Origin of the sequence: Agrobacterium sp. RC10-4-1, from assembly GCF_014138475.1 — a bacterium.
Taxonomy (GTDB): Bacteria; Pseudomonadota; Alphaproteobacteria; order Rhizobiales; family Rhizobiaceae; genus Agrobacterium; species Agrobacterium pusense.
The window spans coordinates 543,963-558,054 of the sequence record NZ_JACJIT010000002.1; the positions used below are offsets into that span (position 1 = coordinate 543,963).

The following is a 14,092-nucleotide window of genomic DNA, read 5'->3' on the forward strand; positions in this document are numbered from 1 at the left end:
CAGACGGCGCTGACATGAACGATGGGTGCCTTAGCCGCTGTTCATGTTAGGCGGGCCTTGCACAGAGCGCATCAGCGGCCCGGACGGCCAGTCTTGCCCTTGGTCCTGCTTTTGCGCTTCTGCTCTCCGGCATCTTCATAGGAACCGGCGCCGATCTTACCACGGACCAGCGGCCGCAGATCGTCTGCGGCGCGTTCGGGCTGGCCTTCCAGCAGCGGGGAGAACCTCTTGCCGGGTTCGGTCGCGGGCTTATCGGGCACCGCGCCCCTCACGGGCTTTTCGGTCCGACCCACGGTCATCTCGTCCAGCGTGTTCTTGCGGAAAAGCGGTTTTCCTGCGTCGGAGCCCGGACCCATCTCGTCCAGCGAAGGTTTGGCGAAGAGAGACTTCCCGCTTTCGTTCGTGGAAGCGGCATCCCCGTCTGCCCTGCCGGCTGTCTCCCCCTCAGGGGAGGAAATCGACAAGTGGCTCCGTCTGTTGTTTTTCCCGCCGCCTTCGACCGCACGTGCTTCTTCCTTGGCCATGGGGTCGTCCATGGTGGCAAGTTCGGCTGCCTTGAGGCGTTTGATTTCGTCGCGCAGACGGGCTGCCTTTTCAAAGTCGAGGTCCGCTGCGGCGTCGCGCATGGATTTTTCCAGCGCGTTGAGATGGGCCTGGAGATTGTTGCCGACCAGATGACCGCCATCGGCGAAGCCCTTGCCGGAAACGCCTGAAATATCGGCTCTTACGTGGTCGCGTTCATACACGGAATCAAGAATGTCGGAGATCCTCGCCTTGACCGATTCCGGCGTGATGCCATGTTCCTGGTTATAGGCCATCTGCTTTTCACGGCGGCGGGAGGTTTCCTCCATCGCCCGCTTCATCGAACCGGTGATATTGTCGGCATAAAGGATGACCTTGCCATCGACGTTACGCGCGGCGCGGCCGATGGTCTGGATCAGCGAGGTCTCCGAGCGCAGGAAGCCTTCCTTGTCTGCGTCGAGGATGGCTACGAAACCACATTCCGGAATATCGAGACCCTCGCGCAGCAGGTTGATGCCGACGAGCACGTCGAAAGCGCCGAGCCGCAGGTCGCGGATGATCTCGATGCGCTCCAGCGTGTCGATATCGGAGTGCATGTAACGAACGCGGACACCCTGTTCATGCAGATATTCGGTGAGGTCTTCGGCCATCCGCTTGGTCAGCACGGTGCAGAGCGTGCGGTAGCCCTTGGCGGCGGTCTCGCGGATTTCGCCGAGAACATCGTCCACCTGGGTGCGGGCGGAGCGGACTTCGACCGGAGGATCGATGAGGCCGGTCGGACGGATGACCTGTTCGGCAAAAACGCCGCCGGATTGCTCCATTTCCCAGCCTCCGGGGGTGGCGGAGACGGAAATGGTCTGCGGGCGCATGGCGTCCCATTCCTCGAAGCGCAGGGGACGGTTGTCCATGCACGAGGGCAGGCGGAAGCCATATTCGGCCAGCGTTGCCTTGCGGCGGAAGTCGCCGCGATACATGCCGCCGATCTGAGGAACGGTGACGTGGCTTTCGTCGATGAAGATCAGCGCGTTGTCGGGAATATACTCGAACAGGGTCGGCGGCGGCTCGCCCGGATTGCGGCCGGTGAGATAGCGTGAATAGTTTTCGATGCCGGCGCAGGAGCCCGTGGCCTCCAGCATCTCGACATCGTAGCGCGTGCGCTGTTCCAGACGCTGGGCTTCCAGCAGGCGGCCGGCTTTTTCAAGCTCGGCGAGGCGCAGCTTCAGCTCTTCCTTGATCGACTTGATCGCGCCGTTCAGCGTCGGGCGCGGTGTCACATAGTGCGAATTGGCGTAAATCTTCACCGATTGCAGGTCGCCGGTCTTATGGCCGGTCAGCGGGTCGAATTCGGTGATGGATTCAATCTCGTCACCCCACATGGAAATGCGCCAGGCCGCATCTTCAAGGTGGGCGGGGAAGATTTCGATCGTATCACCGCGCACGCGGAAGGAGCCGCGCACGAAGTTGATGTCCTGCCGCTTGTATTGCTGGGCCACGAGGTCGGCAAGAAGCTGGCGTTGATCCAGCTTGTCGCCCACCTGCATCTGGAAGGTCATGGCCGTATAGGTCTCGACCGAACCGATACCATAGATACAGGAAACCGAAGCGACGATGATACAGTCGTCACGTTCGAGAATGGCGCGGGTTGCGGCGTGGCGCATACGGTCGATCTGCTCGTTGATCGACGATTCCTTCTCGATATAGGTGTCGGAACGCGGCACATAGGCTTCCGGCTGGTAATAATCGTAATAGGAAACGAAATACTCCACCGCATTGTTTGGAAAGAAGTTTTTGAATTCGGAATAGAGCTGGGCCGCCAGCGTCTTGTTGGGCGCCAGAATAACGGCCGGACGCTGTGTGGCCTCGATCACCTTGGCCATGGTGAAGGTCTTGCCGGAGCCGGTGACGCCGAGCAGCACCTGCGAGCGGTCGCCGGAATTGAGGCCTTCGACGAGATCGGCAATGGCGGTCGGCTGATCGCCGGATGGCTTGTAGTCCGTCACCATCTCGATGGCGATGCCGCCTTCCGATTTCGGCGGACGGGCCGGCCTGTGGGGTGTCCACAGCTTGCCATCCTTGAAGAGCGGGTTGCCGCTTTCAATCAGTTTGGAAAGCGCGTCCACCGTCGCCGTCACCGCGCCCGGTGCCAGGGACTGGGCATCCTCCAAGGAGACATCGAGCCCTGCCACAGGATTGAGACCCGCGGCGGCGCGCGTTTTCGGATCGCTCGACGCGCCGATCGAAACGCCGCGTGCCGTTTTTGACGCGGTGGTCTTTTTCGCCGTCTTTGTGGCGGCTTTTTCCGCTTCCTTGCGCGCTTCTATTTCGATCTTCTTGCGGTGCTTGCCCGCCTTCGAAGCGATTTCGCGCTGGGTCTCCACGGAGGATGCTTCCGCTTCCGCCTCAAGTTGCTTGACCCAATCGGCAACGCTGCCGCCGAGCGGCGCGCCTTCGAATGACGATTGCGGAGCTTCCTCGAAGCCCGAGGGCGAGGAGGTGGAGTTTTTCTGTGATCTGGCCATGGGCGAAATATGGAGAGAGTCACGCGCAAAGGGAAGGGGAGACAGTGAAAAAATGAGTACAAAAAGGAAACGGAGCATGCGGAACAAAATTCCGCCGGATGCGTTGCGTAGCGGCTGAACACGGCCTTGCCGCGATCCGTAGAAATCGATTCCGGTTTTCGGTCGGATGCGCTAGAGCAAATCCATTACGGCGGGATGAGGGATCCCCTCAGACTGCCTTCTTCCGCTGCATTTTCAACATCCCTCTTTTTCCAGGACCCATCATGCCGTTCTCAATCAGCCCTGCCCACATCTGGCCTGTCCTGATGCTCATCGCCTCCAATGTTTTCATGACCTTCGCCTGGTACGGCCACCTCAAGCACAAGGGCAGCGCGCTCTTTCTGGCGATTGTCGCCAGCTGGGGCATCGCCTTTTTCGAGTATGTGCTCGCCGTTCCCGCGAACCGCATCGGGTCGGAGGTTTACTCCACCGCGCAGCTCAAGACCATTCAGGAGGTCATCACGCTCGCGGTCTTCGCGCTGTTTTCGATCTTCTGGCTGAAGGAAAGCATCACCATCAACCATGTCATCGGCTTTGCGCTGATCGCTTTCGGTGCTTCCTTCATTTTCCGGTCCTGAATAGGAGGAGACCCGCGCTTTGCCTGCCCAGAACCATCGCAACGGACAAGAGGTGATGTATCGATGAAAATACGGCCTGCGAGACTTGACGATGCAAAGGGAATGGCAGCGGTTCAAAACGAGATATTCGCGGCCGGCCTTCGAAAAGCGCCGACGGACGTCGCGGCGGTGCTGGAGAATTACATCCAGCACGCCGACCGTATCGAGTGTTCGGTCGCGGAGGATGAAGACGGGCATATCCTGGGCTTCCAGTCGCTGCGTTATGCACGGGCGGACAATCCCTATGGCGTGGCGGAAGGGTGGGGCATCATCGGCACCCATGTCAGTCCGCAGGCGGCGCGAAGAGGCGTTGGATCCGCCCTCTTCGCCGCGACGCGCAGGGCGGCGGAGGCGCGGGGCCTCAAGAATATCGACGCCAGCATCGGCGCGGACAATGCGCTCGGGCAGAGTTATTATGATGCCATGGGCTTCATGACCTACCGCCAGCCGGAAGGGTTGGTCTGCAAGGTTTACCGACTGGACTAGATGCGGCGTGCCGCTGCCGGTCAGGTATTGCTCTGATGGTCAGCTGCGATTGTCGTTTTCGGAATATTGCAGGCGGGCCTTGCAGATGCGGACGTGGTTTTCGTCGGCCCATTGGACCAGCAATTGCATCGGTACCAGAAACGAGCGGCCAAGACCTGTCAGCTCATACTCCACGCGCGGCGGCACCTCGGCATAAAGCGTGCGCCGGATGAATCCATCCTCCTCCAGCCGCTTCAGCGTACGGGACAACATCTGCTTGGAAATGTCGTCAATCCTGCGGTTCAACTCGTTGAAGCGCAGCACGCCGCCCTGCAGCGCTTCGAGAACCAGAAGGCTCCATTGATCTCCGATGCGGTCCAGCACATCCCGAATGGGGCAGGGCTGCTCGAAGTCGAAGATTTCTTTCGTCTGCGTATCCGACATTTCGATTACCCCATATCCTTGCAGGTCATCGCCGTGTGACCAGATCACCGGCTGCTGACTTCTTGCGGCCGAGGACGCGATACCATAGCTCTTTCTTTCGGTCTATTATTTAGACCAACGACAATAGCAACAAAAGGAAGAAGCCATGGCTAAAATCGCGCTCATCGGTGCTTCCGGCAATGCCGGGTCCCGTATTCTCAAGGAACTTTCCGACCGGGGGCATCATGTTACGGCCATTGCCCGCAGCCCCGAAAAGATTGCCGCCCTGCCGAACGTCGTCGCAAAGAAAGGCGATGTCTTCGATCAAACCGGACTTTCAAAACTGCTTGCAGGTCACGATGCCGTGATCAGTTCGGTGCATTTCACGGCGAGCGACCCGGTGACGCTGATCGAGGCCGTGCGTGCCTCCGGCGTTCCACGCTACCTCGTGGTCGGTGGCGCCGGCAGTCTTGAAATCGCGCCCGGCCAGCGTGTCGTCGACCTGCCGGATTTTCCTGCCGCTTACAAGGCCGAGGCCACCAAGGGTGCGGAGTTTCTTGATTTGCTGAAACAGGAAACGCAGCTCGACTGGACCTTTCTTTCGCCTTCCGCCGAGTTCGTGCCGGGTGAAAGAACGGGCAAATTCCGCATCGGCAAGGACAATCTTCTGAGCAATGAAGATGGTAGCCGCATTTCCTTCGAAGACTACGCGATTGCGCTTGTCGATGAAATCGAGAAGCCGCAGCATTCCCGCCAGCGCTTCACCGTCGGTTATTGAGAGGTATCACCCATGAATGTCATGACACGTCGTCTCGCCATCGCCGCTCTCGCTCTTGCGCCCGCATTGACAGCCGTTCCGGTGCTGGCCGAAACCGCCGGGCGGGATTTCGCCCGGGAAGAGGCCAATCGCAAGCTGGTGATCGAGTTTTACGATACCGTCTTCAACAAGCACGAAGTGGAAAAGGGTGCTGCCGTTATTGTCGACAGCTACAAGCAGCACAATCCCATGGTGCCGGATGGCAAGAAACCGTTCGTGGATTACTTCACCGGCCACTTCAAGGAAAACCCGCAGTCCAAGGCGCGGATCGTGAGAAGCGCCACGGATGGCGACCTTGTCTATCTGCATATTCATTCAACAGAAAAGGACGGAGACCGGGGCAGGGCCATCGTCGATATTTTTCGGGTGACCGATGGCAAGATCACCGAGCATTGGGATGTAATCCAGCCCGTGCCGGAGACGGCGGCGAACAACAATACGATGTTCTGAGGCGACGAACTTTTGAGGCAGGCGGGCACGCCGGGATCGTGCCCGCTTGCCGGAACGGGTAAACTTCAGGCCAGAAGATCGTAAGTACGGAAAATCCAGGCGATCTGGTAAATCAGCGCAAAGATGATGAGAAACCGATGGAAACGGCGGTTCTCGATGAAGATCGCCAGCGTGAACAAAATGACGTAGATGGCGGTGCGTATAAGGTATTCCGGACCAAGTGAGGCGAGATAGTCCTGGCCTTTCAGCAAAGTATCCCCGACATCGGTGACGAAAAGCGCTGCTAGAAAGGCGAAGAACCAGCTTTTGCGGGAAAGGAAATAATCCTCATATCCCTTGTACTCCTTCATCTCCGTGGGAAAGAGCAGAACGCACAGGAAATAAAACAGCGAGCAGAACAGGATCAGGAAAAGGAACGCGCCGAAGCCGAGTACATGGCCTGTGGCAGAAAGCCGGTGCTCCCACCACCAGAAATGCACCAGCATCAGAAACAGGAACGCCACCCAGCCGATGTGCAGGGGATAAATCCGTTCTTTTTTGGGATGCTGCACGAAACCTGCAAGGCCGGTCAGCAATCGGGCGAGGCTGAGGCCGACCACCATGCCCATGACCGCGCGGATGTGCGAATAGGCTTCTGCGGCGTTGACGGCGGCCTCCATCGCTCCTACTCCGCCGGAGGAATGGGCGTCGGTTGCCCGTTTTCGTCCATCGCCACCATGATGAAGGTGCCGGCGGTTACCTTTTCCAGCTTGTCGTAACGCGACCGCTGCGCCCAGGCCTCTACCGTCAGCGTGATGGAGGTGCGGCCGACGCGGGCAATATCGGTATAGATGGACAGCGTGTCGCCGATCTTCACCGGCAGTTCAAAGGCCATTTCCTTGACTGCCGCCGTGACCACGCGACAGCGAGAGCGTTCTGCCGCACGAATGCCGCTCGCCAAGTCCATCTGTGACATGACCCAGCCCCCGAAAATATCGCCGGCCGGATTGGCGTCGGCCGGCATGGCGAGCGTTCTGAGCGTCAGCTCGCCGGTCGGTTTGATGGTCTGGTCGGTCATGTTGAGATGTGCTCCGTGCGAATGACAAAGGCGCAGCATGCGATGCGCTTTGTGATTTCGCAAGGAAGGGCAAGCGTCAGGACGACGCTTTGCCCAGAAATTGCTGCGTTGCGTAAAGGGCGATGGCCGCCGCGTTCGACACGTTGAGCGATTTGATCGCTCCCGGCATATCGAGACGGGCGAGCGCCGAGACGGTCTCGCGGGTCTTCTGGCGCAGGCCCTTGCCTTCGGCGCCCAGCACCAGTGCGATTTTTTCGCCGCTGAAGGTCCGTTCAATCGGGGCGGGCCCCTCCGAATCGAGGCCGACCGAGAAGAAGCCGAGCTTGTGCAGTTCACCCAGCGCATCGGCGAGATTGGTGATCTGAATATAGGGGATGAGTTCCAGCGCGCCTGAGGCGGATTTCGCCAGCACACCCGACTCGGTCGGGCTATGGCGCATCGTGGTGATAACGGCGCCCGCATTAAAGGCGACTGCCGAGCGCATGATGGCGCCGACATTGTGCGGATCGGTGACCTGATCGAGCACGAGAATGAGTGGGCTATCCTTCAGGGCGCCCAGCCGCTTGACCGGCAGCGGCCGGGTCTCCAGCATCACGCCCTGATGGATCGCCTCAGGCCCCAAAACCCTGTCGATATCCTGCGGGGATACTATCTCGACCGGGAAGGGCTGCGCCTCCGCCTCGCCGATATCGAGACGTGCAAAGGCATTCTGGGTAACCGAAAGCTTCACGATCTGCCGCTCCGGATTGGCAAGGGCTGCGCGTACGGTATGCAGGCCGTAAAGGTGCACCTGGTCGGGCGCAAGTTGCGGCGGCTTCCAGTCGTCGGCGCCGCGGTTCCGGCGCTTAGGCTGCTGCGGGGTCGGAATTTCACCACGCTCGCGCTTCGCGTCGCGCACGGCACGACGCAGGTTGGCGTAATGTGTGTCGCGGGTGGATTTGTTGTTGGGATCGTCTTTGCTCATGGCGCCTTATATCTCCGGGGCGTGCCGCGCACCAGCCCCCGTGATAATCCACAGGGCTGCAAAGGGGATTGAATTTTTTCCCGAAAATTCGTGAAAGGGCGTGTTGACAGAAACGAACGAGGCCGTCATATACGCGCCACAGACGACGCAACGGCGCTTCGCCGCAGCGAAATCTGAAGAGCTTGGTCGCTTGATCCTCGCAGATAACTGGAGGGATGCCCGAGTGGTTAAAGGGGACGGACTGTAAATCCGTTGGCTACGCCTACGTTGGTTCAAATCCAACTCCCTCCACCATTCTGCACGGATCGAAATCGCCACCGCGGGTATAGCTCAATGGTAGAGCAGCAGCCTTCCAAGCTGAATACGCGGGTTCGATTCCCGCTACCCGCTCCAGCTTCCTCTCAGTAAATCACCTTATCGCTGCGGGACGTGTTTCGCGTCTCCGGGTTGTGCCGTGAGCATTCAGCCGATGCGGTGATGGGCTCTAGTTTATCCTATACGCCATGAATGCCGCTCCGAGTCGCGCTCAATAAGGCGAACGGCACTGGCTTCTTGTGCCTGCGGGCGCCAGGTAGCTGTTATCAGTAGGGTGATAGGAGGCGTAACGCGCCGCGCACCATTTTACGTGATTTATTTCGGCCTGCGACAGGGCGTATCCGTCAGGCGTGGCTTCTTCCCCGGTTCCCGCAGCAAAGGCGGATGCGGGATAACCGCGCTGGCCCGAATTTTGTGCCTGCGTTTCATAGGCTGGCTGTATGAGGCTCAACGCCTCAGCGGGCATAACAAAAGCGGCAGATAATGCGACGCCAAGAGCGAGCGCGGAGATGGTCTTCGGCATCCTCAACATCGATAAATCCTCATTATTCGTTCGGGATGCTAACGAAAATTTAGGAATTTCGTTCCGATGGAGGCTTGACGCCACACGAAGACGTGATTCTTCGGCTTGATCGGAGAGCGTGGGTTCGGATCGGGCCTCATTGGGGAATCCAAGGCGCGGCAGGATGGATTTATGCTCGCTCAACCAGACTTTGTATCCATGCCGCACTGCTCGTTGACAAGCGGAAAATCCGGTCAGATAGTCGACCGGCAATCATGCAAACGGGAGTCTTCAATGTTGAACAGGGTTGTCATTCTCTCATCCTTTGCGCTGCTGGCATCGGCGGCGTTTGTCTCCCCCGCTGCCGCACTCACCATGAAGGAGTGCAGCGTAAAATATCAGGCAGCGAAAGCTGACGGGTCCGCCAAGGACATCAAGTGGAACGATTATCGCGCCAAGTTCTGCGGCAGCGAGGCGGCGGCTGAAGATGCGGCCGACGACAAGCAGGTCGCGGCCACAACCGAGAAGGAACCCGAAAAAGCGACGATCAAGGCTCCGAAGGGCGTCGCTTTCCCGAGCGCTGTTGACAAGAAATATTCAAGCGAGACGCCGGCAAAGGCCCGCCTGAAAACCTGTGTCGACTCCTATCACAAGAACAAGAATGACGGTACGCTCGGCGATCTGAAATGGATCCAGAAGGGCGGCGGCTACTGGAGCCTGTGCAACACGGCGCTGAAGAGCTGAGGCGGGCAGGGGCGGCGGTCGGTTTCCGCCGCCCTGTCCCGAGCGATATCGCATGAAGCGTGTAGCGCTGGTGGCGAAGACCCGCGCGCTGGCGGATCCGTGCGTCCTGCTCCGTCCATCGACCCCATTTCGGGCGGGTAAAATATCCGAATAGCCTGTGATTCAGCCTCTTGGTAGACAGGCTGATTCCTGCGGTTTATCCGCATCCAGCAATTCAACGGTTACGGTTGTCGAGCAACGGCCGTCCGGCGATGGGGGCGGATGACCAGACGGTTTCGAAATTATCTCGTAGTTCTGGCCATATCCTTGGCGATGTGGGCTGTGATTCTCGGCATTGTTTACTGGCTGTTTCGATAGCCAGCCCCCGCTTGGGGTGGATTGCAATGATGCACGCGTCCAGCGGCAATGAATCGGGGATATGGCGGCGGTTCCTGGAGCTGCCGCAATTTGGCTTTGCTGGCGTGACCTTATGACGGGGTCAAACCAGGAAGGCCCATCATGAAGAAATCCGTTGCAGCACTCTATCTTGCCGCTCTGTCCTTGCCGGCTGCCTCCAGCGCGCTTGCCGAGGATCTGGTGATTCCGCTTCCCGGGGATACGACGGTTGAAAAAACCGATGCCGTCTATCGGTGCGGCGCCGAGACGGTGGAGGCGGTTTATTACAACGCCGGCGACATCAGTCTTGTTCGGCTGGGCTTGAAGGACGGCGTTATCGTCGCCGCCAATGTCGTTTCAGGCTCCGGAGCAAAATACCAGGGCGGCGCTCGTGTCTGGTGGTCCAAAGGAGACGAAGCCGATCTCTACGATGTGATGGCGGATCCGGACATGAAACAGCCGGTTCATTGTGTGGAAGAGAAAAAAACCTGATCGCCATGATATTCATGGAGCGGCGGCAGGGCGGTTTTGAAAACCGTGCCATGCCGCCGGTCAGTGTCAGGCTGCATGCTCAGCCAAGAACAAGCGACGCTACAAGCGCCAGCAGAATGAGAGAACTGGCGACGACGCCAAGCTTCATTCGGCGAAGACGACGGGTACGTCCGCCGCTCCAGTCATAAGCCATTGGGAGCTCTACCTTTCTTTTTATTATTATGACTTATAAGTAGCTCCCTAGGCTTGCCCGTGGCTGACCTCAATTGCCAGAATCCACCGGCGACAAATCACGATTTCCCAATCTTCTCCGGATGTTGCAGCGAAGGCGACAGCTGATTCCCTGCTCGTTCCACCAACGCAAAGGCCGGGTGGTCGGTGAGCTGGCCCCCGTCATGCAAAAGGCCCGGAAAGCGAGGCTTCCGGGCCTTTTGAAAGTGTGTTTCTGCAGGTGGCTCAGCCGAGATAGGCCTGAATGTAGGGCAGGACTTCGAGCGTGCCGTGATACAGCATGTTGAGCGCCACGTAGATGATGACCATCAGGCCGAGATAGGAAATCCAGCGGTAGCGGTGCAAAAGCTTGGCGACGAAGTTGGCTGCAAGTCCCATCAGCGCGATCGAGACGATGAGTCCGATGACCAGAACAGTCACATGTTCCTGCGCGGCGCCGGCGACGGCGAGCACATTGTCCAGCGACATGGAGACGTCGGCGATGACGATCTGGGTTGCTGCCTGGAAGAACGTCTTGTGGCCCTTGGTCAGGTCGGCCTCTTCATCCGTCACCTCGTCCTCGATGGATCCCGAAGCTTCGCGCAGTTCGCTCCACATCTTCCAGCAGACCCAGGCGAGCAGCAGGCCGCCAAAGAGTTGCAGGCCGACGATGGCAAGAAGCTGTACGGTGACGGCGGCAAACCCGATGCGGAGAACCGTGGCGGCGATGATGCCGACAAGGATCGCCTTGCGGCGGAGATGCGCGGGAAGACCGGCGGCGGCAAGGCCGATGACGATGGCGTTGTCGCCTGCCAGAACGAGATCGATCGCAATGACCTGTAAGAATGCCGTGAAACCGGCGGCTGTGAAGATTTCCATTGGCTGGTCCTGAAACGGATAGAGAGGCGGCGCGGGGAAAAGCGGCGGTCGAGACATGCATGGTAGCGCGGCAGCGCCCGTTTCCGCTCGCCCGTCTCCCCCCCGGCGATGAAGTGTCCTTAAGCCATCGAGCCGCCCCAGGTAAAGAAGTTGTGATGGAAATATCTTAATTAGTGATCGGCGCGACTGAAAAGGCGGCTCGTCTGTATCTCTGTGTGATGCCACGGCGCGGGTTTGAATGTCGCAAAACATACACCATATACGCCCCACAAGGCACGCTTAGAGCGCGCGCGAAGGCGCTTTCACAATTAAGTCTTGCGCATTCGCTTACAAAGCCTTAAACGGCGACACCAAACCGGTTCGCCGGGGAAACTACTTCACGTTCACAGGAAGCAATTCACATGGCAAAGAGCAAGTTTGAGCGGACGAAGCCGCACGTCAACATTGGCACGATCGGTCACGTTGACCATGGCAAGACGTCGCTGACGGCAGCAATCACGAAGTTCTTCGGCGAGTTCAAGGCGTATGACCAGATCGACGCGGCTCCTGAAGAGAAGGCTCGTGGTATCACGATCTCGACGGCACACGTTGAGTACGAGACGGCCAACCGTCACTACGCTCACGTTGACTGCCCCGGCCACGCCGACTACGTGAAGAACATGATCACCGGTGCTGCCCAGATGGACGGCGCGATCCTGGTTTGCTCCGCCGCTGACGGCCCGATGCCGCAGACGCGCGAGCACATCCTGCTTGCCCGTCAGGTTGGCGTTCCGGCCATCGTCGTGTTCCTCAACAAGGTCGACCAGGTTGACGACGCCGAGCTTCTCGAGCTCGTCGAGCTTGAAGTTCGCGAACTTCTGTCGTCCTACGACTTCCCGGGCGACGATATTCCGATCATCAAGGGTTCGGCGCTTGCTGCTCTTGAAGATTCCGACAAGAAGATCGGTGAAGACGCGATCCGCGAGCTGATGGCTGCGGTTGACGCCTACATCCCGACGCCTGAGCGTCCGATCGACCAGCCGTTCCTGATGCCGATCGAAGACGTGTTCTCGATCTCGGGCCGTGGTACGGTTGTGACGGGTCGCGTTGAGCGCGGTATCGTCAAGGTTGGTGAAGAAGTCGAAATCGTCGGCATCCGTCCGACCTCGAAGACGACTGTTACCGGCGTTGAAATGTTCCGCAAGCTGCTCGACCAGGGCCAGGCTGGCGACAACATCGGTGCACTGGTTCGCGGTGTTAACCGTGACGGCGTCGAGCGTGGTCAGATCCTGTGCAAGCCGGGTTCGGTAAAGCCGCACAAGAAGTTCAAGGCAGAAGCCTACATCCTGACGAAGGAAGAAGGCGGCCGTCATACGCCGTTCTTCACGAACTACCGTCCGCAGTTCTACTTCCGTACGACTGACGTGACCGGCATCGTGACGCTTCCTGAAGGCACGGAAATGGTTATGCCTGGCGACAACGTCACCGTTGACGTCGAGCTGATCGTTCCGATCGCGATGGAAGAAAAGCTGCGCTTCGCTATCCGCGAAGGCGGCCGTACCGTCGGCGCCGGCATCGTTGCCTCGATCGTCGAGTAATCTTAAGGCCTGAAAAGGCTTGACGAAAAACCCCGCTGGAGACAGCGGGGTTTTTTGTTTTGTGTCTCGCGCCTGGAGGATAGGAGCTTTCGTTCCTCGGTCCCGGCTGCTACTTCATTGCTGGGGAGATGATGAGGAGTATCATGAAGAAGCGCATTCTGTTTACCGGTGGTTCCGGCAAGGCCGGACGGCATGTGATCCCGTGGCTCATCGACAAGGGATATGAGGTCCACAACATCGATCTCGTTCCGCTCGACAGGCCGGGCGTGACCAATCTCATCGTCGATATCACGGACAGCGGGCAGGTTTTTAATGCCCTTTCCATGCATCGGAACTTCGCGGAGCTCGAAAGCGGGAAGGGTGTTCTGCCCTTTGATGCGGTGATCCATTTTGCTGCGGTTCCACGCATTTTGATCAAGCCGGACAACGAGACGTTCCGTATCAACGCCATGGGAACCTATAATGTCATCGAGGCCGCGATAAAGCTTGGCATCCGAAAGGTAGTAATAGCATCGAGCGAGACCACATACGGGGTCTGTTTCGCCGAGGGCGAGAAGGATTTTCACCACTTCCCGCTTGAAGAGGACTACGATGTCGACCCGATGGATTCCTACGGACTGTCGAAGGTGGTGAATGAAAGAACCGCGCGGGCATTTGCCGAGCGAAGCGGATACGACATTTACGCGCTGCGAATCGGCAATGTCATCGAACCCCATGAGTATGAGAAGTTTCCCGATTTCTTTGCCCATCCGGAAACACGCAAACGCAACGCCTGGGGCTACATCGACGCACGTGACCTCGGCCAGATCTGCCATCTTTGCATCGAAAAGGATGGCCTCGGTTATCAGGTCTTCAATGCCGTTAATGATACAGCTACGGCAACGGTCCCCACGCGCGAGCTTGCCCGGACATATTTCCCTCAGGTGCAATTCCGCCGAGAGATCGGAGAGCATGAGGGATTGATCTCCAACCGCAAGATTCGCGAGATCCTTGGTTTCAAGGAAGAGCATGACTGGCGGAAATACGTCAAAACCTGACGGGTGCATGATTTTCGGGGGCAGAGTGGAAAAAACAAAAAACACACTTGCCATTCTTTTCCCTGCACCTTAAAGGAGCGCATACCGA

At 58.5% G+C, this 14,092-nt stretch carries 15 protein-coding genes and 2 tRNA genes; 10 read left to right on the forward strand and 7 right to left on the reverse strand.

The features are described 5' to 3' along the window. Positions 1 to 71: 71 nt before the first annotated feature. Positions 72 to 3,041: an excinuclease ABC subunit UvrB gene (uvrB, locus tag FHW77_RS06925; RefSeq protein ID WP_044459663.1), complete on the reverse strand. Its 2,970-nt coding sequence runs from the start codon at positions 3,039 to 3,041 to the stop codon at positions 72 to 74. A 263-nt stretch (positions 3,042 to 3,304) separates the two neighbouring features. On the opposite strand from uvrB, the gene FHW77_RS06930 reads away from it, so the two are divergent. Next, positions 3,305 to 3,658, forward strand: a complete 354-nt coding sequence (locus FHW77_RS06930; protein WP_003507620.1) for a DMT family protein — start codon at positions 3,305 to 3,307, stop codon at positions 3,656 to 3,658. 102 nt (positions 3,659 to 3,760) lie between these two features. Further along, entirely contained in the window at positions 3,761 to 4,183 is a 423-nt protein-coding gene (locus tag FHW77_RS06935) for a GNAT family N-acetyltransferase (RefSeq protein WP_081859515.1), read from the forward strand. A gap of 39 nt (positions 4,184 to 4,222) precedes the next feature. Here the strand turns inward: FHW77_RS06935 and FHW77_RS06940 are convergent, their stop codons facing one another. After that, complete coding sequence (locus FHW77_RS06940; RefSeq protein ID WP_004442667.1) at positions 4,223 to 4,606, reverse strand: winged helix-turn-helix transcriptional regulator; 384 nt, start codon at positions 4,604 to 4,606, stop codon at positions 4,223 to 4,225. Positions 4,607 to 4,751: 145 nt separating this feature from the next. Between FHW77_RS06940 and FHW77_RS06945 the strand changes: the two genes are divergently transcribed. Continuing rightward, the gene (locus FHW77_RS06945; protein ID WP_004442665.1) at positions 4,752 to 5,363 is read left to right on the forward strand and encodes an NAD(P)-dependent oxidoreductase; all 612 of its coding nucleotides are present in this window, start codon (positions 4,752 to 4,754) and stop codon (positions 5,361 to 5,363) included. Positions 5,364 to 5,375: 12 nt separating this feature from the next. Further along, a complete protein-coding gene (locus tag FHW77_RS06950) occupies positions 5,376 to 5,852 on the forward strand; it encodes a nuclear transport factor 2 family protein (RefSeq protein ID WP_004442663.1) in 477 nt (158 codons plus the stop codon). Positions 5,853 to 5,917: 65 nt separating this feature from the next. Here FHW77_RS06950 and FHW77_RS06955 read toward each other — a convergent pair whose 3' ends face one another. From FHW77_RS06955 to FHW77_RS06965, 3 genes are all read right to left on the reverse strand, one after another. Then, positions 5,918 to 6,511 (reverse strand): hypothetical protein, encoded by a 594-nt coding sequence (locus FHW77_RS06955; protein ID WP_004442661.1) that lies wholly within the window; start codon positions 6,509 to 6,511, stop codon positions 5,918 to 5,920. A 5-nt stretch (positions 6,512 to 6,516) separates the two neighbouring features. Further along, positions 6,517 to 6,909, reverse strand: coding sequence for an acyl-CoA thioesterase (locus FHW77_RS06960; RefSeq protein ID WP_004442658.1), 393 nt, complete (start codon positions 6,907 to 6,909; stop codon positions 6,517 to 6,519). 76 nt (positions 6,910 to 6,985) lie between these two features. Next, entirely contained in the window at positions 6,986 to 7,873 is an 888-nt protein-coding gene (locus FHW77_RS06965; RefSeq protein ID WP_004442656.1) for a TrmH family RNA methyltransferase, read from the reverse strand. A gap of 209 nt (positions 7,874 to 8,082) precedes the next feature. On the opposite strand from FHW77_RS06965, the gene FHW77_RS06970 reads away from it, so the two are divergent. Both FHW77_RS06970 and FHW77_RS06975 read left to right on the forward strand, forming a co-directional pair. Continuing rightward, positions 8,083 to 8,167 (forward strand) — tRNA-Tyr (locus tag FHW77_RS06970). Positions 8,168 to 8,192: 25 nt separating this feature from the next. Beyond that, a tRNA-Gly gene (locus FHW77_RS06975) sits at positions 8,193 to 8,266 on the forward strand. A 133-nt stretch (positions 8,267 to 8,399) separates the two neighbouring features. Here FHW77_RS06975 and FHW77_RS06980 read toward each other — a convergent pair. Then, complete coding sequence (locus tag FHW77_RS06980) at positions 8,400 to 8,720, reverse strand: BA14K family protein (protein WP_004442654.1); 321 nt, start codon at positions 8,718 to 8,720, stop codon at positions 8,400 to 8,402. Positions 8,721 to 8,984: 264 nt separating this feature from the next. Between FHW77_RS06980 and FHW77_RS06985 the strand changes: the two genes are divergently transcribed. Both FHW77_RS06985 and FHW77_RS06990 read left to right on the forward strand, forming a co-directional pair. Next, positions 8,985 to 9,434 (forward strand): hypothetical protein, encoded by a 450-nt coding sequence (locus tag FHW77_RS06985; protein WP_004442652.1) that lies wholly within the window; start codon positions 8,985 to 8,987, stop codon positions 9,432 to 9,434. A gap of 498 nt (positions 9,435 to 9,932) precedes the next feature. Beyond that, the gene (locus FHW77_RS06990; RefSeq protein ID WP_004442650.1) at positions 9,933 to 10,301 is read left to right on the forward strand and encodes an MliC family protein; all 369 of its coding nucleotides are present in this window, start codon (positions 9,933 to 9,935) and stop codon (positions 10,299 to 10,301) included. A gap of 456 nt (positions 10,302 to 10,757) precedes the next feature. On the opposite strand, the gene FHW77_RS06995 is transcribed toward FHW77_RS06990, so the two are convergent. Then, positions 10,758 to 11,390, reverse strand: a complete 633-nt coding sequence (locus FHW77_RS06995; RefSeq protein ID WP_004442646.1) for a TerC family protein — start codon at positions 11,388 to 11,390, stop codon at positions 10,758 to 10,760. A 401-nt stretch (positions 11,391 to 11,791) separates the two neighbouring features. Between FHW77_RS06995 and tuf the strand changes: the two genes are divergently transcribed. After that, on the forward strand, positions 11,792 to 12,967 hold the full coding sequence (tuf, locus tag FHW77_RS07000; RefSeq protein WP_004442617.1) for an elongation factor Tu: 1,176 nt from the start codon (positions 11,792 to 11,794) through the stop codon (positions 12,965 to 12,967). Positions 12,968 to 13,110: 143 nt separating this feature from the next. Beyond that, entirely contained in the window at positions 13,111 to 14,004 is an 894-nt protein-coding gene (locus FHW77_RS07005) for an NAD-dependent epimerase/dehydratase family protein (protein WP_004442645.1), read from the forward strand. Positions 14,005 to 14,092 lie beyond the last annotated feature (88 nt).